25 protein-coding genes, 2 tRNA genes, 1 pseudogene and 1 riboswitch are annotated in these 24,449 nt (G+C 44.3%); of the genes and pseudogenes, 21 read left to right on the forward strand and 7 right to left on the reverse strand.

The features are described from left to right. Window positions 1-168: 168 nt before the first annotated feature. Window positions 169-888, forward strand: a complete 720-nt coding sequence (locus tag BLV33_RS21630) for an alpha/beta hydrolase (RefSeq protein WP_253187259.1) — start codon at window positions 169-171, stop codon at window positions 886-888. A 564-nt stretch (window positions 889-1,452) separates the two neighbouring features. Continuing rightward, complete coding sequence (locus tag BLV33_RS21635; RefSeq protein WP_090796719.1) at window positions 1,453-1,740, forward strand: CD3324 family protein; 288 nt, start codon at window positions 1,453-1,455, stop codon at window positions 1,738-1,740. A gap of 129 nt (window positions 1,741-1,869) precedes the next feature. Here the strand turns inward: BLV33_RS21635 and BLV33_RS21640 are convergent, their stop codons facing one another. Beyond that, a complete protein-coding gene (locus BLV33_RS21640; RefSeq protein WP_090799128.1) occupies window positions 1,870-3,234 on the reverse strand; it encodes an IS1182 family transposase in 1,365 nt (454 codons plus the stop codon). A 539-nt stretch (window positions 3,235-3,773) separates the two neighbouring features. Here BLV33_RS21640 and BLV33_RS30210 point away from each other — a divergent pair. The 8 genes and pseudogenes from BLV33_RS30210 (at window position 3,774) to BLV33_RS21675 (ending at window position 11,240) form a co-directional block, all read left to right on the forward strand. Further along, window positions 3,774-4,076 carry a hypothetical protein gene (locus tag BLV33_RS30210; RefSeq protein ID WP_253187274.1) on the forward strand — a complete coding sequence of 101 codons (303 nt, stop codon included), beginning with the start codon at window positions 3,774-3,776 and terminating at the stop codon, window positions 4,074-4,076. Window positions 4,077-4,089: 13 nt separating this feature from the next. Continuing rightward, entirely contained in the window at window positions 4,090-4,680 is a 591-nt protein-coding gene (locus BLV33_RS21645) for a site-specific integrase (RefSeq protein ID WP_290439082.1), read from the forward strand. Further along, the gene (locus BLV33_RS21650) at window positions 4,673-5,659 is read left to right on the forward strand and encodes a tyrosine-type recombinase/integrase (protein ID WP_090796725.1); all 987 of its coding nucleotides are present in this window, start codon (window positions 4,673-4,675) and stop codon (window positions 5,657-5,659) included. The genes BLV33_RS21645 and BLV33_RS21650 overlap by 8 nt, the downstream gene beginning before the upstream one ends. Continuing rightward, a complete protein-coding gene (locus tag BLV33_RS21655; protein WP_366414831.1) occupies window positions 5,640-6,656 on the forward strand; it encodes a site-specific integrase in 1,017 nt (338 codons plus the stop codon). The genes BLV33_RS21650 and BLV33_RS21655 overlap by 20 nt, the downstream gene beginning before the upstream one ends. Before the next feature lie 95 nt (window positions 6,657-6,751). Further along, window positions 6,752-7,444 (forward strand): annotated as a pseudogene (locus BLV33_RS21660) (group II intron maturase-specific domain-containing protein); the annotation flags it as partial. 186 nt (window positions 7,445-7,630) lie between these two features. Next, window positions 7,631-9,046, forward strand: a complete 1,416-nt coding sequence (locus BLV33_RS21665) for a GGDEF domain-containing response regulator (protein ID WP_171909239.1) — start codon at window positions 7,631-7,633, stop codon at window positions 9,044-9,046. A 120-nt stretch (window positions 9,047-9,166) separates the two neighbouring features. Beyond that, window positions 9,167-9,571 carry a DUF2203 domain-containing protein gene (locus BLV33_RS21670; RefSeq protein WP_090796740.1) on the forward strand — a complete coding sequence of 135 codons (405 nt, stop codon included), beginning with the start codon at window positions 9,167-9,169 and terminating at the stop codon, window positions 9,569-9,571. A 22-nt stretch (window positions 9,572-9,593) separates the two neighbouring features. After that, window positions 9,594-11,240, forward strand: a complete 1,647-nt coding sequence (locus BLV33_RS21675) for a copper resistance CopC/CopD family protein (RefSeq protein ID WP_171909240.1) — start codon at window positions 9,594-9,596, stop codon at window positions 11,238-11,240. An 82-nt stretch (window positions 11,241-11,322) separates the two neighbouring features. Here the strand turns inward: BLV33_RS21675 and BLV33_RS21680 are convergent, their stop codons facing one another. Both BLV33_RS21680 and BLV33_RS21685 read right to left on the reverse strand, forming a co-directional pair. Continuing rightward, complete coding sequence (locus tag BLV33_RS21680) at window positions 11,323-12,198, reverse strand: cation diffusion facilitator family transporter (protein WP_090796746.1); 876 nt, start codon at window positions 12,196-12,198, stop codon at window positions 11,323-11,325. A 138-nt stretch (window positions 12,199-12,336) separates the two neighbouring features. Further along, window positions 12,337-13,257 (reverse strand): aldo/keto reductase, encoded by a 921-nt coding sequence (locus BLV33_RS21685; protein ID WP_090796749.1) that lies wholly within the window; start codon window positions 13,255-13,257, stop codon window positions 12,337-12,339. A gap of 175 nt (window positions 13,258-13,432) precedes the next feature. Here BLV33_RS21685 and lepB point away from each other — a divergent pair, with 175 nt between their 5' ends. The 6 genes from lepB to BLV33_RS21710 all read left to right on the forward strand — a co-directional run bounded on the left by lepB (window position 13,433) and on the right by BLV33_RS21710 (window position 16,391). Then, window positions 13,433-13,957 (forward strand): signal peptidase I, encoded by a 525-nt coding sequence (lepB, locus tag BLV33_RS21690; RefSeq protein ID WP_090796753.1) that lies wholly within the window; start codon window positions 13,433-13,435, stop codon window positions 13,955-13,957. A 128-nt stretch (window positions 13,958-14,085) separates the two neighbouring features. Next, window positions 14,086-14,162: transfer RNA gene (locus BLV33_RS21695), tRNA-Pro, on the forward strand. A 23-nt stretch (window positions 14,163-14,185) separates the two neighbouring features. Continuing rightward, a tRNA-Gly gene (locus BLV33_RS21700) sits at window positions 14,186-14,256 on the forward strand. Window positions 14,257-14,529: 273 nt separating this feature from the next. Next, window positions 14,530-14,766, forward strand: coding sequence for a DUF6953 family protein (locus BLV33_RS21705; RefSeq protein WP_171909241.1), 237 nt, complete (start codon window positions 14,530-14,532; stop codon window positions 14,764-14,766). A 136-nt stretch (window positions 14,767-14,902) separates the two neighbouring features. After that, a riboswitch (cyclic di-GMP riboswitch) is annotated at window positions 14,903-14,996 on the forward strand. Between the two features lie 53 nt (window positions 14,997-15,049). Then, on the forward strand, window positions 15,050-15,226 hold the full coding sequence (locus BLV33_RS29465) for a hypothetical protein (protein WP_171909242.1): 177 nt from the start codon (window positions 15,050-15,052) through the stop codon (window positions 15,224-15,226). 157 nt (window positions 15,227-15,383) lie between these two features. After that, window positions 15,384-16,391: a nucleotidyltransferase domain-containing protein gene (locus BLV33_RS21710; protein WP_090796756.1), complete on the forward strand. Its 1,008-nt coding sequence runs from the start codon at window positions 15,384-15,386 to the stop codon at window positions 16,389-16,391. Between the two features lie 24 nt (window positions 16,392-16,415). On the opposite strand, the gene BLV33_RS21715 is transcribed toward BLV33_RS21710, so the two are convergent. The 3 genes from BLV33_RS21715 to BLV33_RS21725 all read right to left on the reverse strand — a co-directional run bounded on the left by BLV33_RS21715 (window position 16,416) and on the right by BLV33_RS21725 (window position 18,500). Then, entirely contained in the window at window positions 16,416-16,886 is a 471-nt protein-coding gene (locus BLV33_RS21715) for a S24/S26 family peptidase (RefSeq protein ID WP_090796759.1), read from the reverse strand. Window positions 16,887-17,017: 131 nt separating this feature from the next. After that, window positions 17,018-17,389 carry an SET domain-containing protein gene (locus tag BLV33_RS21720; protein WP_253187129.1) on the reverse strand — a complete coding sequence of 124 codons (372 nt, stop codon included), beginning with the start codon at window positions 17,387-17,389 and terminating at the stop codon, window positions 17,018-17,020. Between the two features lie 28 nt (window positions 17,390-17,417). Beyond that, entirely contained in the window at window positions 17,418-18,500 is a 1,083-nt protein-coding gene (locus BLV33_RS21725; protein WP_090796763.1) for a CotH kinase family protein, read from the reverse strand. Between the two features lie 157 nt (window positions 18,501-18,657). Here BLV33_RS21725 and BLV33_RS21730 point away from each other — a divergent pair, with 157 nt between their 5' ends. The 5 genes from BLV33_RS21730 to BLV33_RS21750 all read left to right on the forward strand — a co-directional run bounded on the left by BLV33_RS21730 (window position 18,658) and on the right by BLV33_RS21750 (window position 24,103). Continuing rightward, window positions 18,658-18,927 (forward strand): hypothetical protein, encoded by a 270-nt coding sequence (locus tag BLV33_RS21730; RefSeq protein WP_090796765.1) that lies wholly within the window; start codon window positions 18,658-18,660, stop codon window positions 18,925-18,927. 264 nt (window positions 18,928-19,191) lie between these two features. Continuing rightward, on the forward strand, window positions 19,192-20,550 hold the full coding sequence (locus tag BLV33_RS21735) for a spore germination protein (protein WP_090796768.1): 1,359 nt from the start codon (window positions 19,192-19,194) through the stop codon (window positions 20,548-20,550). Window positions 20,551-20,582: 32 nt separating this feature from the next. Beyond that, window positions 20,583-21,653 (forward strand): GerAB/ArcD/ProY family transporter, encoded by a 1,071-nt coding sequence (locus BLV33_RS21740; RefSeq protein WP_139305793.1) that lies wholly within the window; start codon window positions 20,583-20,585, stop codon window positions 21,651-21,653. Further along, window positions 21,650-22,738, forward strand: coding sequence for a Ger(x)C family spore germination protein (locus BLV33_RS21745; RefSeq protein WP_171909243.1), 1,089 nt, complete (start codon window positions 21,650-21,652; stop codon window positions 22,736-22,738). Before BLV33_RS21740 ends, BLV33_RS21745 begins: the two co-directional genes overlap by 4 nt. A 189-nt stretch (window positions 22,739-22,927) precedes the next feature. Then, entirely contained in the window at window positions 22,928-24,103 is a 1,176-nt protein-coding gene (locus BLV33_RS21750; RefSeq protein WP_090796777.1) for a two-component system sensor histidine kinase NtrB, read from the forward strand. Here BLV33_RS21750 and BLV33_RS21755 read toward each other — a convergent pair. Beyond that, entirely contained in the window at window positions 24,095-24,358 is a 264-nt protein-coding gene (locus BLV33_RS21755; protein ID WP_090796781.1) for a hypothetical protein, read from the reverse strand. The two genes, BLV33_RS21750 and BLV33_RS21755, sit on opposite strands and share 9 nt — an antisense overlap. Window positions 24,359-24,449: the final 91 nt, after the last annotated feature.

The following is a 24,449-nucleotide window of genomic DNA, read 5'->3' on the forward strand; positions in this document are numbered from 1 at the left end:
AAATTAAAATTATCCATTGGCCAATAGAAATCTCTTTTCCTATAGATTCCATTTCGATATGATATTCATGGAATACATAATCGATAAAGGGGAAATCAGATGAACGTTTCACTTTGGACCCATGAAGAAATGAACACCATTGGACAAGCCAATCAAGGCTGTCCGAGCATGACTTTATATCCCGTATCCAGCGGCAAACCAGCACCCGTTGTTGTTGTATGTCCTGGAGGGGGATATAGGGAAAGAGCTTCTCACGAGGGAGAACCTATTGCCAGGTGGCTAAATGGCATTGGGATCGCGGCTGTTGTTCTGGATTACAGGGTTGCTCCATATAAGCACCCGGTTCCGCTTGGGGATGCTCAGCGAGCTATTCGTAAAGTGAGGCTTCATGCAGAGGAATGGGGCTTTGATGCGAATCGGGTAGGCATTCTCGGCTTTTCCGCAGGAGGTCATCTGGCATCTTCTGTGGGAACTCATTATGATAAGGGTAAGGAGGATTCCGATGATCCGATAGACCGACATAGCTGTCGCCCTGATTTGATGGTACTGTGCTACCCGGTTATTACATTGGGTTCCTTTACGCATTCAGGCTCATTGCTCAACCTGCTGGGGGAAAATCCGGCTCCGGCCCTATTGTACATGCTGTCGAATGAAACCCAGATTACCAAGGATACCCCGCCGACTTTTCTTTGGCATACTGCAGACGATCCGGTTGTACCGGTTGAAAACAGCTTGATGTTTGCATCTCAGCTTAGCTTGAACAAGATTCCGTTTGAGCTTCATGTATTTGAAAGCGGTGCACATGGATTGGGCCTTGCTGAAGGCAGTCCGGAAGTTAGAGCATGGTCCGAGGTCTGCGGCCGCTGGCTTAAAAAGCAAGGCTTTTGATCGATTTGAGGAGAAATGGCTGCCCCGGGTTGGTAATAAATTAGTATAACCAATCTTTCACTTGAGAAAGACCTTCCGAATATGCGTAAATTAAAGTGAGCCGGCCGGCTGATTTCTAAGGAAAGGAGTGATCGATTTGGTTGCAAACAGTGAGGTGGTCTCTGCTTAGCAGAGACCGGTCATTTACGGAGGCTGCAAAGCCTCCGCATACATTTTCCAGAGCAAGGTAGACAGACAAGAGCTTTTTCCATATAATTAACATAGAGTTACCAATAAATATCCAAAAATAATTCAAGTGAAGGGAGTGCAGGTATATGAACACAATGAATATGACAATGATTGCAGCAACCGTTGAGGTGCTCGTCTCTTAACTGAATATCATTCGTGGAATAACCGTTCTCCTGATTTGTATGAATTACATATACAAGCCGCAGGCACGATACTGTTATCGTGTTTTTTTATTCCATTTTTGAAGAATGGTATAGGGTTAAAGGGATGAGACCACTCGTGCATGTAAAAGCAGGCATTTACAGCGTTAGTGAAAATTTGAGGAGGTTCTCATCCATGAGTTACAAGAACGGGAAAGATATACTTCCCCCTAATTTATTGAAACAATTGCAAGAGTATATCCAAGGCGAAATTATCTATATCCCCAAAAACGGGCAAAAGCGTGCTGGCTGGGGAGAAAATAATGGAACACGAGTTATCATCGAGCGTAGGAACAGGGAGATTTTTCGGATGTATGAGAGCGGTATCAGCGTGATGGAGCTTATCGAAACCTTCCATCTTTCTGAAGACAGCATACGCAAAATAATTGTTAAAACGCGTGAATTGACCCTGAGTCAAGTTTAAGAACAGCAACTTTACGTTGCTGTTCTTCAGACTGTTGAGAAAAGCGGTTATTTTGCTTTTCGATACAAAAGATACGTGGCGAGTGTCCCTTTCTGAGTACGACTCACCTACTCGAACAACAATCGCCCTCTACTTTGCCTTCTTGGCAAGGTGGAGGGCGATCTTTTTTATGTTCTGTACGGTTGCGGTCATCAGCGCTTGTTCCTGGACGTTATCCCTGCCACGCAAACGGCAATAGCGAAGTCCGTGGAGCTCTTTTGCATCCGCGAAACTTCGCTCAATGGTTTGGTATCGCAGGCGATACAGGTATTTGCCGGACTTGCTTAGCCGATTTAGCCGCACCCATTCCTTGCTGTCTTCCCATACGTGCCGGGTGATCACTTTCTGCTTGTTCTTGGCTCGCGTGCACGCCTCCAGCAACGGGCAATCCTTGCAATGTTTCGGGTTCGATTTGTATTCCCGATAGCCTTCGCGGTTCGTTGTAGAATACTTTAGTTCATGTTTGGCCGGACAAACATACACGTTTTTCTCAGCGTCGAACTTAAACTGCCATTTCTTCATAAGTCCTTTGACCGGTGTAAATGAACGTCCTCCGATGACGGCGAACACTTTCATCTGCTGCAGTTCTTTGCAAATGTGAGGAGTTAGGTAACCGGAGTCGACAGCCACTGCTTCAAGGGATTCGGTAAAACCAAATTTTTCGATCTGATACTTGAGCCGCTCGACATAGGGAACCGAGTCGTGTACATTTCCGGGCGTAACGTGAACGTCGGTGATGATGTTGAATTTGTGGTCGACGGTACGGTGATCCAGATAGAAGAAACCTTCCGGCTTGCCGTCACGGACCATATACCCGCTCTCAGGATCTGTGGTGCTAACCTTGATTTCCTTGGTCTCGACCACCTCCTCCCGGACTTTCAGCGACTTTTTTCCGAGGGTCCGCCGATCTTCTTCAATTGCTTTCTCCAGTTCTTCTATGTATTCCTGTGGCGAGCGCTCTACTACTTGAACGTTGTGTTTCCGTTTATTCGCGTTCGCTTTCAGGTGAGTAGAATCGGTGACGAGCACGCGGCCGGCCACCATCCGATTTTCGATTGCCAGGCGGACGACCTCGTCGAAGATGTCTTGGAATACCGTCGTATCTTTGAAGCGCTTCTTCCGGTTCCAACTGATGGTGGAATGGTCCGGCGCCTTCTTGGACAGGCCAATGCCCAGAAACCAACGGTAGCCGACATTCAGGTTGATCTCCTGTTCGAGCTGACGCTCTGACCGGATTCCGTACAAGTAACCGATAAACAGCATTTTGAAGAGCATAACTGGATCGATGGACGGACGTCCGTGTGTTTCGCTGTAGTAAGGACGTACTTTTTCCGTGATAAATGAGAAGTCCATGTATTTTGAAATATGACGTAGGAGATGATCGTCCGGAACCAAATGCTCAATGCAAACCAGTTCGAAGTCCAATTGAGGGTCGGGCTGATGAGAATACAACATGGAAAACTGCGGATCAAACAACGGTGTAAGTACCTGTGCGATTGCTTGTTGGAGCAGTCGATCTGTCACGGTTGGACGTGAGTACAACTTCTTCGAACTGGAGAAAACCGGAAAACTCACACAATCGATCATTAACGTCTTTCGAGTGGTCAGAATGCTTGGGGATTTCCAGCAACACGGCTGTATCCTTCGCAGGTAGTACAAGCAAAAGAAACTTCTACAGAGCAAGATATTTGAAGAAAGGATCCATCATTACGTAATACACTGCGAAATGAAAGAATATTCAAAGGTGACGCAGATTCATTACAAGAAGATCGCCGAGAAATTTTTGAGCTTTTTTGATGTAGTCATTCAGGCTGCGAGCGGAGATATCTTCACAATTTTGGACGCTTTTGGACTTTATGTGTAGTAACTCGTTATGCAAAGTAAACCCCACGACCCTAGACAGAAAAGGAATTTGATCCAGATTACTTTGCATAATATTCCGAAATGTTTAGTAGGAGAAGCAGATTCTCACTATACAATTCGGAGGTAGCATCATGGAAGTACCATTTTCGGAATTAACTGCTCGTCTCGAGAAAGAGCTTTACCGTCTGCACTACAACGAGCAATCGATCAAGTATTACAGGTCGATGTGGCGACGAATCGCCGTATTTTTGGAGTCGGAAAAATCAGCTAAATTCACTGAGGAAGCCGGGCTTCATTTTCTTGACCCTGCTCGGATACAGCTACAAAACGGTAGAGCAGCAACTTTGTGCGCTGCGGTCATTTCTACGCTACCTTCACAGCAACCAGCTTCATCCGCAAGATCTGGCCGAAACCATTCCATCCATAAAGGCTAGGAAGCAGAACCGCATTCCTTCTGTATGGACACAAGACCATGTCACCAAATTGCTTGGGGCGATCGACAGAGGTAACCCGGCTGGAAAAAGGGATTACGCCATGATCCTCTTAGTTGCTCGCTTAGGTCTACGAACAATCGACCTCAAACGCTTGAAACTGGAGAATCTGAAATGGCAAGAGAATCGCATTACGCTTATGCAGTCGAAGACTTCGAGGGAGCTGAACTTGCCTCTTTTGCCAGATGTCGGCTGGGCGATCATTGACTATCTCAAAAATGGGCGTCCGAAAGTAGAATCCCCTTATGTATTCTTGCGACATCTTGCGCCGTTGGAACCTTTCGCGGATGAGGACAGATTACACCAGATCATCGTTAAATACATGAAATTGGCGAAAATCCCGATCTCCCCTCAGAAGAAGAAAGGTATGCATTCTTTGCGGCACACATTGGCAAGCAAGCTTCTCCAAGAGAATACGCCCTTATCCGTCATTTCGGACATACTGGGGCATGTCAGTTCGGATTCGACAGCTGTTTATCTTAAGGTGGACGTAGACATGCTGCGCGAATGCGCGTTGAACCCTGAGGGGGTGTTTCTTCATGTCTGAATTCTTCTTCCGCAGCCCCTTACAAGAGCACATCCAAGCAATGATCCACCAAAAACAATCGCTTGGCTACAAGTATGACATCAGTGCAAGGTCACTCTTTAAGTTTGACCAGTTCTGTGTGGCATATGGCTGCACAGAACCACATATATCCAAAGAACTGGTCCAAGCATGGATTCAGAAGCGACCGAATGAAGCCCAGGCGACCCTGCAGAACCGGATTATTGTCGTACGGCAACTGGCTATGTATATGAACCGTCTTGGCGTTCAAGCTTATCTAGTGCCGAAGAACATCATGCCAAAGGGGCCCCGATACATCCCGTACATTTTCAGTAATGAAGAGCTCGCGGCGCTTTTTAAGCAGGCTAACGCTTGTCACTACCGTCCTGAGGTTCCAGATAGACAATGGATCATGCCGTTGTTGTTCCGTTTGCTCTACGGTTGCGGTTTACGAATCTCTGAAGCACTACATCTGAAATTGCGGGATGTGGACCTAGAAAGCGGCGTACTAACCATTCTGGATGGGAAATTCAATAAGGACAGACTGGTCCCACTTTCTGCGGAACTGCTTCAACGATGCCATGCCTATATGAAACAGGTTCATCCTTTTTCAGATGTAAATGCGTATTTTTTTCCGGCTCCAAATGGACGAGCTGTCACCCACAATAATGTGTACAAGAACTTCCGAAATTTCCTCTGGAAGGCTCGAATTTCTCACGGCGGATGGGGAAAAGGACCTCGCATTCACGACTTCCGCCATACCTTTGCCGTCCATTGCCTTCGACGTTGGGTTCTGGAAGGTAAAGATCTAACAGCTTATCTACCTATTCTAAAAACATATTTAGGACACCATTCGTTTAGTGATACATCCCAATACCTGAGACTTACTGCGGAACTTTACCCGGATATTACGGCAAAAGTGGAGCAGGCTTTCGGTCACGTCATCCCCGCTATGGGAGGAGATGGCCTTGAAACCAACTGACCTTGCCAAGGCGTTATCCCAATATTTATCTGCTTACCTTCCAGGACAGCGCAACGTTAGTCCCAACACCATTTCATCCTACCGAGACACTTTTAAACTGTTCCTTACTTACTGCAAACAAGAAAAAGGTCTGACTATTGAGAGGCTCGGGCTTTCGCAGATAGATGAATCACTGGTACTCGCCTTTTTGAAGTGGCTTGAAGAGGTTAGAAACAACGGCATATCTACGCGGAACCAGCGCTTGGCATGCATTCATGCATTTTTCCGTTATGTGCAGACGGAACATCCTGTCGGTTTGCTCAACTACCAGAAAATCCTTGCCATTCCAATGAAAAAGGCGCCAAAGCCGACGGTGAACCATCTTACTCCCGATTCGTTACAACTAATACTCGCACAGCCCGATCTTTCTACATCTGGAGGGCGCCGTGATGCGACGTTGTTATCCGTCTTGTACGATACTGGGGCCAGGGTGCAAGAATTAGTTGATCTACGTGTCCGTGACGTTCGCTTAGACCCGCCTCCGGTTCTAAGCCTTACTGGTAAAGGTCGAAAAACTAGACATGTCCCACTCATGTCTAACACGGAGGCCGTACTCAGGCAGTTTATGACAGAGGCCCGCTTGCTTCAAATTGGCATGCAAGATCGGCCTCTTTTTTGTAACCGACAGCATGGGAAGATGACACGGGAAGGCGTTGCATTTATCTTGGATAAATATGTTGCCCGTGCTCGTGCTGTTTCTTCAGCCATTCCGGACAAAGTAACTCCACATGTACTGAGACATACAAAAGCAATGCATTTATTACAGGCCGGTGTTAATTTGATCTACATACGGGATCTGTTAGGGCATGTTGACATTACCACGACGGAGGTTTACGCTCGGGCGGATACAGAGTTGAAACGAAAAGCGTTGGAGCAGGCCTACCCTAACATGGTTTCAGAAGGACTGCCGCAATGGAACCAAGATGAAGATCTCATTGCGTGGCTGACCAGTCTCTAACTTGAACAGATATTATGCAAAGTAAAACTAGCTACAATCCTGATGAATATTGGGTTTGTAGCGATTTACTTTGCATAATACTTTACTTCTCATAAGGTGGTCCGTTAAGTCCGCTGTTTTCCAACATTGTGCTGGATGAACTAGACCAAGAACTAGAGAAGCGTGGACTCCGCTTCGTCCGCTATGCGGACGACTGCAACATCTACGTAAAGACCCAAAGAGCAGGCGAACGAGTGAAGGCGACTGTGACCAAATTCATTGAGAGCAAGCTCAAACTTAAGGTAAACCAAGCGAAAAGTGCGATAGACCGTCCGTGGAAACGAAAGTTTCTTGGATTTAGTTTTAGCGTGAACGAACAGCCAAAAGTAAGAATTGCCAAGCAATCCTTACAGAAAGCTAAGGCCAAAATCCGAGAGATTACCTCTCGGAAGAAGCCAATGAAGATGGAGGAGCGGATTAAAGAGCTGAACCAATACCTTATCGGATGGTGCGGCTATTTCTCGCTCGCAGATACGCCAAGTATTTTTATGGATATGGACAAGTGGATTCGAAGAAGGCTACGTATGTGTCTTTGGAAGCAATGGAAGTTACCTAAGACCAAAGTAAAAAGGCTTGTATCCTTGGGGATTCCTAAGGACAAAGCCTTTGAATGGGGAAATACCCGTAAAGGGTATTGGCGCGTTGCAGGAAGTCCGATTTTAAGCCGAGCGTTGGACAACTATTATTGGAAATCCAATGGTCTGAAGAGCTTGACGGACAGATACAACTACTTACGGAATATTTCATGAACCGCCGTATACCGAACGGTACGTACGGTGGTGTGAGAGGTCGGGGGTTAGTCACCCCCTCCTACTCGATTTGATTTGAAAGTATAAGTTTTTCTAATTTTTGCGCAATGTATCCACATATTCTTATTTCCTGCCCCCTGCCGGAATGTTATAATAATCAAAATGGAATGTGAAGCGGGAGTAGCTATGAATACATTCAATGACGATGATTTATCGCCAGTGGAATCAGATAAAGATGGACTTACGGAACTGGATATGGATGAACATAATCAGCAAGGCTTGGCAGTGATGCTGGGCAGTATGCAGTGTCGACTGCTGATTGTCGACGACGATCATGTGCTTCGTTCTTATTTGAAGCGACGCTTGCAGCTGGATGGTTGTATGGTGGACGACGCTCCCGATATAGAAACAGCCAAGCGAAGGCTCCATGAGCAGACCTATGATCTGATCATGCTTGATTTAAAGCTGTATCCGCAACCGGGATACGACCTGTTTGAATATTTAAAGGAAGACCCTACCTTGAAATGGATTCCCTTGATCGTGCTTTCGGGCAGTAAAGATTTGAACGATAAGGTTCGCTGCTTCAAACTGGGTGCCGACGATTATGTAACCAAACCTTTTCAATATGAAGAGCTTGCCGCTCGTATTTACAGTCTGTTGAAGAGAAGCCGTAACTTCGAGCAATTGGCTTTTCGAGACCCGCTTACAGGAGCTAATAACAGAAGGTATTTCGATCATCAAATCGGCTTGGAGCTTCAGCGAATTGAACGCTCCTCGGTACCCATTTCACTTGTGTTTATTGATATTGACATGTTTAAGTACATTAATGATACTTATGGCCATCATGTTGGTGATTTGGTGCTGCAAGGGCTCTCGCATATGCTGCAGATGAACATTCGCACAACGGATCTCTTGGCCCGTTTTGGAGGAGAAGAATTCATTATTGTTCTGCCAGGCAGCACGGAGGAACAGGGGGTGCGTTCGATCCAAATGATTCTGGATCAAGCGAAAAGCCAGCCTGTTGCCCAATATGATGGACAGGCCTTTTCCGTAACATTTTCCGCCGGTGTTGCCCAGTGGCAGCCTGGTATGCCAATCAAGGAGTGGCTTCGTCTCGCGGATACCGCCATGTACCAAGCCAAGCAGCAGGGCCGAAACAGAGTGCTTGGAGCGCATAATAGCAATGCCCAAAAAGGCAATAAAGATATATATATCATACCCGTACAAGATCAGAAGAAAAAGCTGCTCCTGGTAGATGACGATTTAATATTAAGATCTATTGTTGTTTCACAGCTTGAGCATTTGCCAATCGAAATTATTCAGGCTTCAGATGGTGAGGAAGCCTTCCAAATCTTAAGGGAAGTTCAGATTGATATATGCATTCTCGACAGCGTCATGCCGAAGATGAATGGACTCAGCTTGATGGCCATATTGAAATCGGATCCACAGTACTCACAGCAGGGAATGAAGATCCTTATGCTATCCGGCAAACAGAGAGAGGATGACATCGTAAGGGGCTTCAAGCTTGGAGCTGATGATTACATGACCAAACCCTTCTCATTGGTCGAGCTGGAGATGAGGGTACAAAAAATGCTGAAATAGAGAAAAGGGGTGGGCTTATGTCCATCCCTCTTTTGCTTTAAGTAAGGTTAGTTTGCTAAAATCAGATGTGAACCTAATTGGAATTATGATCCGTTGTTACATATAGGAGGTACTAATTTTATGGCTGCGAAATATTTTACTTTAGCGGAAGCGAATGAGCTGATACCTGTCGTTGATCAAATCTTGCGAGCTCTGCAGTTATTGAAACGCAAATTTGAGGTCAAGCATCTCGAGCTGAAGAAACTTAAGGAGTTCAGCTATACGACAGAAAGCGGGCTCGATAGCGACCATTTTTTCACTTTGGAGGCAGAGCTGGAATTTTTACAAATTGAAGCCAAAAATCATATACAAAGCTTTCAGATGAAAGGTATTGAGCTGAAAGATATCGATATTGGACTCGTCGATTTTCCTGCTGTGCTTGAGGATCAAGAGGTGCTTCTGTGCTGGCGGCAGGGGGAAGCCAAAATCGAGTATTACCATACCCGTTACGATGGCTTTGCCGGGCGAAAACCGATTTCAGAATAAGTGCCTCTTGAGGAGCAAACTAATGTCCATGTATAGATACAAAAAGCTGATGCCCCTGATTATCATGCTTGTTTTACTTACAGCGGCTTCAGGCCTGTTCGCTCAAACGGTTTCGGCACATGCATCCTTGATTCATGCTAATCCGCCTGCGAACAGTCATTTAAAGGAATCTCCGAGCCTGATCTCCTTTACGTTCAATGAACGCTTGGATGAGGGGCTTTTTTACATCAAGCTGTTTGACCAAAAGGGATCTGAAATCGCCAAGCAAAAAGCGGTCATGAATCCGGATCATACGGGAATCGAGCTTCAGATACCGAAGCTGCCTGATGGCATCTACGTCATCAGCTATCACGTCATCTCGGCAGACGGCCATCCCGTCGGCGGCAGTTATCCCATGACGATCGGCAACCCGCCATTGTCGGACACTTCTCCCAATCTCTCCGCTCCTTCGGTGCACAATCACGGGGATCTGTCCTCAGCCAATGCCACCATCGTTGTGCAGTATGTTTCCAGGGGCTTTTGGTATTTCTCCGTTCTTGCTTTGGCAGGCTGGATTCTTTGGCTGAGGCTCCCTGGTTCGGGCGGCGCAGCAGCAAGGCTAGCACTTTCTTCGTGGACAAGGAATTTACAGCGAGTACATTTTATTGCTCTGCTCATTTTTATTTTCACCCACATGGAAGATTTGCTCGGGCATGATGGAGCAGTAGGAGGCTCCCAGATCGCTCAGCTCTTTACCTCAACAGGCGTTGGACTAAGCTGGACAGGACTTCTCGTACTTTCGCTCGCTGGTTTTGCATTGCTGCAAAGATGGCTGTGGGCTGATGCACTATGGGTCATCGCTTTATTGGCTGTGAAAAGTGGCACCGGCCATGCCGCAGCTTTCCCTCCTCAAAGCCTAACCGTGGCGCTGGACTTTATTCATTTGGCAGCCGCTGCGCTTTGGGTAGGGGGACTCGTGCTGCTGGCGGCACTTCTCCTGCAAAAAAAGGAAGAGGGAATCGGCACCTTCCTTCAAGCCTTTTCCAAAATGGCGCTGATCTCTATTGTCGTGCTGACGCTTACCGGTTCTGCGACCATCCTGCTCTTTCTGCCCAATCTGCAATATTTGTTATATACCCTCTGGGGCCAATTATTGCTCGTGAAAATAGGGCTGGTGGTCTTGATCATCCTCACAGGCATTTTCTTGCGCAGCGCGATGAGGCATAAGCGGGAACAACAATTCCAACGCTTGTTCAAGCTTGATTTCAGCTTGATGCTGATCATTATCGGGATTGTCGGTTTTATCACATACTTGGCGCCAATTCCGGCTAATGAGCCGTTAAATTGGCATGTGATGGGAGAAACCGTCCACATGTCAGCCGACATTACCCCTAATATACAAGGCGTTAACAGCTTCACTGTAAAGGTCTGGATGCCGGAAAAAACAGGGAAGCCGAAGCAGGTACAAATGATTTTACATTATGAAAATGATAAAAAAATAGCTCCTATTGAGGTTCCGCTGGCACCCTATTCCGACCAGACCGTAGAAGAATCGTACGGATTTGTCAAGACCAGCTATAAGGCGGAAGGAGCTTATCTGCCATTTAAAGGGGCATGGTTGCTGGAAGTAAGGGTAATGGACCCTGAAGATAATGAGAAGGTATATAGAAAGGATTTTATGGTGTATTGAGCTGCTCTTGACCGACAAAACAGGGCGGATATCCGCCCTGTTCGATATGTTGTTTGCTCTATCTCAAGTTGTTTGGCATGCTTCACTCTGTCTTCACTTGGGGTTCAACGTGCACGTGAACGTAGTTGATTTTATGCTTTTTCTGCATTCTATCCTCCACTTTGTCGCTGATCTCATGGCCTTCGGCAATACTGAGCTCATCATTCACATGGATCGTGACATCAATCAATACTTGATTGCCGTGCACCCTCGCTTTAATGTCTCCGATGGATTCCACACCCTGTATTTTCTCGATGGTCGATTTGAAAACATCCAGCTTACCTTCATCAAAGCCATCCGTCAGGGCATGGGTTGAATCCCAAAATATGCCCCAAGCCGTCTTGCAAATGAGTACTCCCACCAATAATGCAGCGAGCGGGTCGAGCCATGGCAAACCCCAGCCTGCGCCAAGAATTCCAGCACATGCGCCTATGCTGACCCAAGCATCAGAGCGATTGTCTTTAGCTGCAGCCAGAATGGACGGGCTGTTTACCTCCTTGGAAAGCCTGACGTTATAGCGATACACGACCAGCATGATCGCAGCAGAAAATAGTGCTGTCCAAGCAGCAATTTGGTCTGGGACGACGATATCTTGGTGCAGAATTTTTGTTCCCGCTGCAAACAAAACTTGAATACCCACAGCGGCCATGATAAAAGCGGCTATTAACGATGCAATAGTTTCAGCGCGAAAATGTCCATAAGGATGATCGCGATCAGGCGGTTTGCGAGAAATTCGCAGACCTATCAGAACCGCAATGTTTGCCAAGATATCTGTCATATTGTTAAAACCGTCGGCGGTGAGTGCGTCGGAATGGTAGGCATAGCCGATCATAATCTTTGCCGCGGATAAAATGACATAAACGGATATACTGAGCCAGGCTCCTTTTTCCGCATGCTTTAAATTCTCGTAAACTTCCAAAGCGGAAACCCCCATCCGTTTTATGACCCTATAGGAACAGTGTAACGGATGGAGTTTGTGTGGGTCTAGAGAAACAGTTTTGTCCCTTCCCCTAAAAATGGCGGGTAGAAAACTAAGTTGGATGCGTTAAACTTTTTCTCAATCTTTCCAATCCTGCGGATGGTTAGTACTTACGAGATCTACGGAGCTGGCATTAATGGTCACCTGATCTGCATTTTTACAGCCTGGAATAACGGCAGTTACCGCAGGATGCTTGAGGCACCATGCCAGCGCCCATTTGGCCATATCCATACCTTGTGGAACCTCTTGCTGCTCGATACGCTCGACCTCTTGCAGCTTCTGCAAGGTGGCTTCACGATCATGTCTATGGCGTACATCCGTTTCGTCGAAAACAGCCCCCGGTTTGTATTTGCCGCTTAAGTACCCGCTGGCTAGAGGCACACGGGCAAGCACGCCCAGATCCTGCTCTATGCAGGTAGGAAATACACGCTCCTCAGGAGCTCGGTCAAGACGGTTGTATACCACTTGAATCGCTTGTGAGTTGACTTTAGAGGAAGCTTCCGTCTGATGAATATTATCGTTCTTGCCGATAGACGTGCCCAGATGGCGAATTTTGCCCGCCTCCACCTGCTTGTTCAATACGTTCCACATTTCATCGTTGTCGAAGGCTTCATCTGGACCTGAATGGAATTGATATAGATCGATATAGTCGGTTTTGAGCGCCAGAAGCGATGCTTCCAGCTGTTTTACTACCTCTTGCGGGGTCCATTCTTCCGTGCGCTTAAAACGCTCATGAAAGTGATGCCCGAACTTGGTGGCCAGCACCCAATCCTGACGGTTGTTTCTTTGCATATAGCTGCCAATGAAGGACTCGGAGAGGTGATCTCCATAGCATTCTGCTGTGTCAATGAGGTTGATGCCCAGGTCTTTCGCTTTATCGAGAATGGCATCCGCTTCTTTCTGTGAATAATCCAATCCCCACTCGCCCCCGAACTGCCAGGTGCCAATGCCAATGATGGATACTTTCAGTTCTGTTTTGCCTAATCTGCGGTATTTCAAAGTCATCACTCCTCAATTTTTGGGTACATCTTAATTAAACAGCTAATTCCATAGGCTTGTCAAAAGGTAAGGCAACCAGTTTTTATCTAGGATTAAGGTTCTCTGAAGTCAATTCGATTAAGATAAAAGCATGCTGGAGTACCGCGATGCAACCAAGATAAAGGAGATCAAAATAATGAAAAAAATAATGGCAATTCTTAAAGAATGGGGACCCAGTCTCCTGATTGCCTTTGTCGTGACTTTCTTGTTCAACACATATGTAGCCCAAGCAATGATAGTTCCCACTGATTCGATGGTCCCGACCATCCAAATCAATGACAGGCTTATCGTGGAAAAAGTAAAAGGTCTCAGCGATTTCAAATTCGGCGATATTGTCGTCTTCTGGCCGCCAATTGAAGGAAATACCGATCGTTATGTCAAACGGCTTATCGGGCTGCCAGGCGACACGATTGAAATCAAGGATGGCGCCTTATTCCGAAACGGGCAAAAAGTTAACGAGCCTTATGTTAAGGATAAAATGACCTATACTTTCGCGAAAGTCACCGTTCCCGAGGGACACTATTTCTTCTTGGGCGATAACCGTAATATCAGTTATGATTCCCATATGTGGAAGCAAACACCATTTGTTGCTGAAAAAGATATTATCGGTAAAGCCGTTCTGCGCTTCTTTCCATTTAACCATTTGGGAACCATGAATTAAGGGCAGCGACTTCTAGCTCCAACATCTTCAGTCTGTAGAAAAGAGTCCAATTTGAAGTTGCAATTTCGTGTTCATCGTGATATATTAATTTTTGTCGCTGTTAGAGGACGAAGGTTTTACAGCCTTTCCGGGACGTAGCTCAGCTTGGTAGAGCACCTGCTTTGGGAGCAGGGGGTCGCATGTTCAAATCGTGTCGTCCCGACCACTAAACGACAATTCTGTTCATATGCGGGTGTAGTTCAATGGTAGAACTTCAGCCTTCCAAGCTGATAGCGTGGGTTCGATTCCCATCACCCGCTTAAACAAAGAAAATCCACCTTAATGGTGGTTTTTCTTTGTTGCAAGTAAGGGAAGCGAACCCTAGGGTTCGACCGTCCGTGAAAGCATCCCGAATCATCCAAGTAGGACGAGCGTCTAAATTTACCGCTGCTTTGTTTCCATAGGAAACTGTTCAATCAGAATTTAGAGTATTCCCATCACCCGCTTAAACAAAGAAAATCCACCTCAATGGTGGTTTTTCTTTGTTGCAAGAGTTTTGAATGGTGTTAGGGATTATATAAGGAGTGATTAAAGTGGGATTTTCAGCGAATGAAGTTGCTGAATGGATGCTTAATGAAGTAAAATCGGCTGGGATTTTGTATCAAGCTGATGCGGTTAACTATATAATAAATAACTTTGGCGAAACGTTTATTTATGTTAATGAAAATGGAAATCAGGCAATTTCAAAGAATGTAAAGAAAGCATTTAAAAAACTGCATGCCGGAAAAGCGGCGTGGGATCGAGACGGTTTCTTTTGGGGTTGGACTTGATTATCATTCGTAAGAGGTTTTTTCGTATTTGATTTGAGTTGACGGACATAAGGTTCTAAAGACCTTCGAATTATGTATTGTATTATATGGAAATTCATTTAGTTTTTGTGATATAGTTTTCCTATAGCATGAATCGGTACGATAAGGGCAAAACCATTGAAAAATGGTGACGCAAAGCTATAGGGGCTAATTTGGGTAATCATACACCAAAATGCCAGCCAGCTGCCGAAAAAGCCTCCGTCCGATTCAATGTAGATTTAATAAAAGGAGGAGATTTAATGTTATGGACAAAATAAGCTTAAATTTGGAAGTACAAAAATTAATTGAAAACTTGCATCTTCCTGAAGATGATATTTTGGAAATGTTCAACTTTAAGAGTAATAACAATGATTTAACGCGAGAAGAGGCTTTTAAGTTTATCCATTTTCTTAGAAGTGAACTAGACAATCGCAGTCATTAAGAAGACTCTCGCTCCGAGCTGATCGGGGCTATTTTTATGCCTACAATCGGGGAAAGGGTCTGGAACATATCGAAAAAACTTTATTGACACGACACGTAAAGTGTCATATTCTATTTTCAGATACAAAATGTATCAGTTTGGAGAGGAGAAGCAGATAATGATCCTGCATCTGATACAAGCATTGTATGATCCACGAATTCCGCTTCCCCGAAATCCGGGTTTTTATGAGAAGACGTTAGAGGATATTGAATATTTTTCGGTATCTTCCCAAATATATTTTTTATTGAAGCAGCAAGCAAAATTGGAGCAAACACCATCTTTTTTTCAGAAGCGTTTGGAACAAAAATACAATGAGATCTTATACCCCAATATCCTGATCAAAAGTCAAACAGAACGATTGCTAAAAAAATTTGAAGATGCAGGTATATCGGTCATCCCGCTCAAAGGCATAAGCTTTGCTGAAAAGTATTTTGGTCATGTTGGGGCCAGAGGTACTTCCGATATTGACCTATTAATAAACCCGTTGGATTTGGAGAAAGCAATTAACTGTGTGAAATCAATGGGCTTTACAATTGAGCAAGAGCATATCCCTTCCCATTTTCATTGGAGCTTCAGCAAACCATTACCACATTCATCTATTCCGTTGACAGTGGAATTGCATTGGCATTTGTTGAAAGACAACACGTCCGATTTAAATATAAATGAGTTTTGGAATCAGGCGAAGCCTATAAATTCGTTCACATATGTCATGGAATTGTCAGAGTTTCATACCTTTTATATGATTTGTCTTCATGGTTGGAGGCATAATTTGGACTCTTTGAAGTATTTTATAGACATCATACAAATGATTCATAGTGTAAACAAACAATTTGATTATAACGATTTGTTTAAGCAGGCGGCTGAGCATAACACACGGAGAAGAATAACCAGGACGTTAGCGATTGTATATCATCACTTTCCACACCTCGAACAGATCAAAGAACTGCCTTATCAAAAAAGTACCCGGCTGTGGTGGGACTATAAGGCAATTAGAGATTCTAGCTACAAGCCCATTGAGGTTTATTTGAATTTTTTTTACTATGAATTTTTTGACTTCGATACATTAAAACATTGTATCACAGCTCTGTTTAGGTTCCTGTTTCCCAAAGGGAGTACAACAAGATGATATATCCGAGCCGGAGAAATCCACTTACGTTAATTTGGCGGGTGGTTTTATTCGTTTGAGCCTTAAATACATACGAATGACTTTGGAGAAGGCCGGTATTGTAAGGACGATTTCACCCCAAGCTTGCATCAAAAATGAATCGGAACGAAGCCATCTCCCGTATTTTTGCATCGATTCCATAGCACCGACGATTTGATCTGAGTTGATCGGCAGGTCGATGTCGGGATTGGAATCGCCTTTGCAAATATATTGGACGATTCCGGCTTCCAAATCTACCCGCTTGATGAAGCGATGTCCGACCAAGTTGCCCGTACGAGCTACGAACAAAAGAATGTCGCCTCTCTTCACCCTGTCCGGATCGAAGGCAACGAAGCGGCAAATCGTACCCGTCTGGAGCAGCGGAAACATGCTGAGCCCATGCGACGGAATCTCGAGGTAACCCCTATTCGCGATGATTTGCTTGAAACCCCGAATCATTTCCAAGTTAGCCTTCATATTCGACCAATCCGAGGATCTTCATCCTCTGATTTCCTCCCAAACGAATTGTTTTTTTTCATTTTAGATACATATTGTATCATATTTATTACTACTCTATTATACAAAAGGAGCTGCGTCAATGATTTTATTTAGTCCAATACATCAAACCATATAGGAGATTTATCTTTGGGGTCGCCATTGTAATTTACTGTGATTTCCTCACCCTCCCTAATGTCTGCCATAGCATAAAAGTCAATCGTTTGATTATCTATGTTAGTAAAATACCTCGCATTTGGGGTGTAGGAGTGATTAAATATCGATCCATACCCTAAAGCAATCGCTAAATCCCCATCCCAACGGAAGAAGTAATTATGGAGTACGGTTTTCTTCAGATGCTCCCGTTCGGATTTAGGCGATATAATCACAGGTGCTTCATCAAGCATTTCTCCATTCTTAATATCACGTGCAGCGTAAATCCCTCGACCATACTTGCCAGTATCTTTCATATATATGGGTCTCACAGCAGCAACTCCTTTCTCTCCTAACAATTTATAGATCTTTTAAATGATTTCGGAGATAGCTGTTCCGATCAGCGATGAAACGAAGAATAAATTCGGGTTCTTTATCAAATTTAGGGATCGAATTTCTCATATAAGGATCTAGTGTTAAATAGGGTCGCAATTGTGTATGTAGACTGGTAATTTTAGGCTCCAAAGCTGCAGCAGTAAATGAGGTTTCCAAAATTTCTTCAAGTAAAAGACGATATTGATCGCGGAAATCCTTAACATCAAGAAGGCGCGCAGTCAGTGTATTATAACCTTCAATAGGAACATAATCGTGTTCCATCATACCCCCGTGCACATCCCTTCCCCATGTGGCATCATAATCCCATGGAATGATTTCATATAATCCGGTTTCTTCATTACGATAAAGTGAATAATTGTGTATAAAACCATCATAATTCTGAGTACATATTACTCCACATAACCACAGCAAATATTTTTTTACATCCAAGTATTTTATGATTTCTCCACCAAAATCACTTCTTGGGATCGTATTAATTTTATAAATCAGCATTTCTAAATCAAGGGCATCTTTATCGTTACCGATTTTTCTCCTATATCCTGAAAGCAGGGATTTTTTAGGCTCACTCTTCGGGTTCAGCAATGAAAAATTGGCATGATAATTAGTTGCATAAAATATGGGGCCATTTGGAAGCTTTCTCTTTTGCAAAAAAAGATCATCAACAGATTCAAGCTGCAAATAAATTCCTTTAGACTTTCCGTTCAGTTCGAGTAAAACATGCTTGCAATCGGGAGAAAAGGTCCCGGTTGTTTGAAAAAAATCAAAGGATAGCTTGCTTCTCATAATAGAGGGGTCACGATACTCGGCGTTAAGATGAATTTCACGACCTTCAAAATAATCGCTGCATGTTCCAAGGTCGATTCGAAACGATTTTTTGCGGAATTTGCGTATGTGATCCCCACGATAAGAAATGCCTATTTCGTAAGGGCGTTTATCCACTTCCATTATTGAAGGAACCGGTTTCTCATCCCATATGTTCTTTTGCAGTTCTTTAAGCCTTTTGGGCTCAATAGAAACTCTGTAGGTCGGAAAAATATGATGGTTCATGACATCATTCCTTCCAATATTATTCTGCCTATTATTGTATGAGGAAATCTAAGGATTTGATAACAAATTCAATATATACCCAGTACGTCCGACATTATCTTCACATAAGCTAAAGCAACCTTAAATTTAAGGAATCTGATTTTGAAGGAGGATCTATATGGGAGATGATCAAATAAATGAGTTCATTGAGCAAGCAAAAGAATTGGGACTAGATGAGTTCTTGGTTCGAAATCCCGTTGCAATAAAAGGAACCGGCAAAGGAACCGGCAAAGGAACTGGTAACAAAGGAACTGGTAACAATGGAAATGATGAAAAAGGAAATGATGAAAAAGGAAATGATGACAAAGGAAAAAATGACAAAGGAAATAATGACAAAGGAAATGGTAACAAAGGAAATGGTAATAATGGAAATGGTAACAAAGGTTAGGGCAGAGGGTAACTAATTTGCGGATTTTGATCCAGACGCACAACTATAGGGCATGTTTGTGTAGCTGTGTGCGACATAAACATGCCCTATAATTTGTTTGCGACACAAACATACTAAATGATTTGGCTATCAAATTTATTAGCTTAGGCGTAATGTAACAGGAAAACAAGAATCTAACCTCACTTTTGCAGCAGTTCCTTCCCGGGACTGTTTTTTCCTTGTTTGGGTATAATAACCTGAAAGGTGGAAGGAGGGGCTGCAGCAATGAGTGAACAGCTAGACAGTTTGCGCGAAGAGTTAGTCGACCGAATATCGTCTACGGATGACAACCAAATCCTGCAGCTTCAAAAAGAGGACGGCACCCTGCATCTGATGTATAATGTTTCCCTTTGCGATCCGAATAAACTGTACAAGTTCATCCGTGTCCCTTTTGCCGAAAAACCGAGTCTTGCCGAGTTTGCGCAATATATTCAGGATATGGCCGAAACATTCGAAGCCTCCGATACAGGAAGCCTGCAGCAAAAGCTTTACGCGGGATATGCGTTGATATTCATGGATGATCAGATCCTGGCGTTTAAAGCAGTCAAAGATTTCGGTAACCAGCAAAGTCCGTCCACTGTGGAAGGAACGTTGTACGGCCCCCAGAATGCGTTTTCTGAAGATAATGAAACCAATGTCAGCATCATCCGCCAAAGATATCCGTCCGCCGATTTGATCATGGAGAACCTTACCGCGGGAACAACAACCCAATCAAAGGTCTCCTTGTTGTATGACTCGGCTGTAGTGAACATGACCGCGCTTGGTCATGTGAAAGAAAGAATGAAGGAATTGGATGCCGCTGTAGTCCAGGCCCCCATCCAGTTGTACTTGCTCCTGAATCGTCAAAAGTACTCCCTGTTCCCAACCATGCTCCATACCGATAGGCCGGATCGCGCCGTTCTCAATCTGTCTCAGGGGAAGATCGTGTTATTTGTTCAAGGAACCCCGTTCGCCGTGATCGGTCCTGTCGTTTTTTACGATTTCGTATCGTCCATGGACGATGGTTACATGAACTACTGGTTTTCCCGGTTTACCGTTATTTTGAGATACCTGTCCATTTTTTTCACTCTGTTTCTGCCTGCGATTTACATTGCTGCCGTATCCTTCAGTCCGGAAATATTCCGTGTGCAGCTTACTTTTTCCCTTGCTGGAAGCCGGGCTGCCGTCCCGTATCCTTCCTATGTAGAAGTCTTGATTATGTTATTCATGATAGAGGCTTTAACGGAAGCCAGTATCCGTCTGCCCCGACTTATCGGTTCAACCGCCGCAACTGTAGGAGGGTTAATTCTCGGACAAGCCGCACAGCAGGCGGGGCTGGTCAGCAGTATCTTGATTATCGTGATCTCGCTCGTCGCGATTTCCAGTTTTGTGATTCCCGTGAATCCCATTTTTAATGCTATAAGGGTAATCCGTATCCCTTTGATTCTTATGGCAACCTTGCTCGGGGTGACGGGTTTGGCTGCCGGTTTTTTTGTCCTTGTGTTCTGGCTGGCAAACGTGCGCAGCTTCGGGCAGCCCTATTTTCGCATTTTCGCTGATGAACGCTCTCCCAGCGGGATGAAGAAAGGGGGGAAAGCATCATAAACCGCTATTTTTACTATAACGTGGTGATAAGCATGTTGATGAACCTGTTCTTTTTTGCGCCCCATTACCTGATAGAAGATCGGTTCAAAGGGGCAGTTATGGCTTTGATACTAGGAGGGGCGATTGGATCTTTGCTTGCCTTTCTCTTCTCTGCAGCGATCCGCAAGTTTCCCGGGATGGGATTGCCTGAAATTTTTCGGGAGTCGCTGCCCGCGTGGATTTGGAAACCCGTGCTGTTGTATTACGTACTGTATTGGTTTAGCCTTGGGACCATGTTCACGAATAATATTGCGATCATTATCGTCCGCTTCTTTAATACGGAGATCAAACTGACTTACCTCGTAGTCTTTTTTTCTCTGATTTGTATTTGGGCCGCAACCCGCCCCACCCGTACTGTGTTGTTTGGCCAAGAGACCGCCATAGTACTGGCTCTACCAACGTTGATCTTTATATTTGTCAAAGCATATAGCAGCAAGCTGCTCGACTGGGACGCCATTCGAACCGTTGCGAATTATGTTGGTCACCCGCCGTCCCTCACAGCATTATCTTCCGCTTCAATCGTATTAATCGGCTACCTCAACTTTTGCATTTTCAATCGGAATTTCAAGCAGGAAGAGAAGTTTCGTTATCGGTGGATATTACCGATTATGGGCTATTTAACATTGGCCACTTCTTTCTTTATTCCGATCGGCCTCCACGGAACCATTGGGGTGAATAATTACACCCATGTTTGGGTTTCCACTGCGGATTCCTTGCGCATGAAGTATGGCTTCTTCGAGAGGGTTGTGTTTTTTTTCGTCATGGCGTATATACTGATTTCGTTTGTTTACGTGTCTGTGTTATGGCATGTTGGGGCCGAGCTGTTCAAAGGCTTGTTTTCTTCCAAAAAGCCGAATCTCGATCGGGTGGAAACACCGGTTTTGAGCTGGTGCCTATGCGTCGTCTTCGGTTTGTTGACGGTCGTCTACCAGATTATGGTCAAAGAAAAAATGCAGAGTGTTTTTGCAGGTTATTTTCTAAACATCCGGTGTTGGAGTGAGGTCGGGCTGGTCATCCTCTTATGCTTTGCCGCATTAAAAAAAGGAAGGAAGGGAAAGGCATGAAAAAGACTGCCATTCTTGCACTGTTGGTGCTTTTCTTGACCGGATGCGGCTTCAAGGATATCGATAAACGGTTTTTCGTTACGGCGATCGGAATCGATGATAGCGGGAATCCGGATAAACGTTACCGGGTTTCGCTCAAGTTAGCCATTCCCTCCCAAACCATAGTACCCGGTAAGTCCAAGTTCGAAATCGTTCAAGAGGACGCTAATACTCTGACGGAAGCGGTTCGCCTGATCAAATCTAAGGTGGATAAAGACCTGGAATTCGGTCATGCCAAAATATGCATATTGGGAAAATCGCTTGCTGAGCAAAGCATTGCCGAACCGCTCGACTGGCTGGTGCGGCGAGGTGACATTCAATTGATCGGGTATGTGGCTGTGGGAGAACCTACGGCGAGAGCGGTGCTGAATATCAAGCCAAAATCCGAGCAGCTGGCGGGCAATGCTCTCTTTCTCAGCTTCGACCAGGAAGGGACGGAATCGTCTTACACCATAACGGAGTATCTATTCGATTTCTATCGACGCGTCAAAGAAAAAGGCAAGGATCCTTTCCTCCCCGTCATCCAGGCGAATAAGGATTCCTATACCATTAATCGGGTGATGCTTCTGAATAAAGATCGGGGAGTGCATACCCTGTCGCCCGAGCAGACACGCATATTCATCACGTATGTCCGAACATTTACCAGACTCGAGCTTACAACGAAATCGAGTATGGCCGACTTCATGCTTTCCGTCAGAGACCTCATTTGGAAATACAATATTCAGGACGGGGAGGGAAGTCAGCCCCCGACTGTCCATTTGAAAGTGAAAATAGAGGGAACAATCGAAGAGACAAACAAAGTATTTTATAATGAAAATTGGAGGGACTACGAGCAGGAAGCGGAAAAAGACGGGGAGGAACGAATTCAAAAATTATTAGTGCTGCTTCAGCAAAAAGGGGTCGATCCCGTCGGCTTCGGTCTCCGCTTCCAGGCCACTCATCCAGCTGGGGACAAGACTTGGAGCGATTGGCAAACGTTGTATCCAAACGTCCGTTTCGATGTTAAGCTTCATGTGAAAATAGCCGGTACAGGGTCTATCAAGTAATCCCCAAGAGCTTATTTGGCTCCGGGGATTTGTTGGTTAATGAAAAAAATGTCGATATATTTAATTGAACCAGAACCACATTATGACAAACTTTTTAGCTGTATTCGTTTACTATCATTTACATATAGCTGCTTAATTACGACATTTTGGCAATAGGATGTCGAGATTATAAGATAAGAGGCGATTAAGATGAGTAATGAGAACAAGCATATACCCATTCCCGCTTCAAAAGAAGAATTTGCACTAGCCTTGGTTGAACAAATTCAAGCTATGTTATCTTACTGGGATAGAAATCAAGTATGTAAGTTTGCCAACCATGCCTATCAAGACTGGTTTGGAAAATCGAAAGATGAAATGATAGGAATAACGATGAAAAAATTGCTCGGGCCCCAGTATTCAGAGGAGCTCCCCTGCATAAAGGGAGTCCTGGAAGGACACGTACAGGTTATTGAAAGAGAGGTTCCATTCCCCCATGCAGGGATTTGGCATATCCTTACAACTTACACACCCGATATTTATGACGGTTATGTCCGCGGATTTTATGTGCACATCGCAGATATAACCTCGATGAAAATGATGGAAAGTGAGCTGCAAGCTGCAAAAGAAAAGGTTGAAGAGTATAGGGTGTTGAAAGAAAAATTGATGAAAGAGCAGGATGTCATCATCGATAAATTGCATGAAGACCGGTTAAATTTAATCGGCAAAATGGCTTCCAGCATGGCCCATGAAATCCGTAATCCGTTGACTTCAATTGCCGGATTTTTAAAACTGATTCGTCAGAATATTCTCAACCGAGGCCAGGCACAATTACTTAAATACATCGATGTGATCGATGATGAATTCGAAGCCATCAATATGCAAATAACCGGTTTCCTCAGTTTTTCCCGAAATAAAGCATTTGAAGAAAAGAAAATCGATATCTCCCTTACATCGTTAATTAATTCAACACTGTTTTTGCTCATCCCGCGATTGAACAGCGAAAATATAAATTTTACGACAAACATCATAGAAAATTGTACGATACATGTTCAAAAAATATCCATCCAACAAGTACTGTCAAATATAATCAGCAATGCCATTGATGCTCTCATTACAATAAATGAGCAAAGGGAATTGAAAATATTGTGCAATGAGGATGGCGAATATATCTATATCAGCATCATCAACAATGGTCCTAAAATACCCCAAGAGTTAAGGGAATCCCTGTTTTTGCCTTTTATGACAAACAAGGAAAATGGTACGGGTTTAGGCTTGGCCATATGCAAAGAGATCATGGAAAAGAACAACGGAAGAATTGATTTTTATTCGAATGATGAGGAAACATGCTTTAGATTATCTTTTAACAAACAACTTATTTTATTTTGACAATGTCGATGGAGAGTATTTTTGGTGAGGATCAATACTGCGGCTGTAGTCCACATAAAACGGGTAAACCAATTTTTTGTCATGGATCCTATTTTCTTGGTTAATCGCGGTATCTTTCACTTGGTTAGTGGGCTTACTTTTATGGGATTTGAGTAGTTTTAAGCTGCTTTTTATTACATCTATACAAAGTACCAGCATGATAAATATAGTGAGAAATGCCACGAACGCGATTCCGCCTGAGATCGATTCAATCATTTTTGGCCTCCTATGAATCTTTTTTCATAGTTTACCAAATCACTGTTAAAAAGGTACTCGAATCCTGTTGTCGATTACAGGTATTCCCTTG

Source organism: Paenibacillus sp. GP183 (assembly GCF_900104695.1).
GTDB lineage: Bacteria > Bacillota > Bacilli > Paenibacillales > NBRC-103111 > Paenibacillus_AI.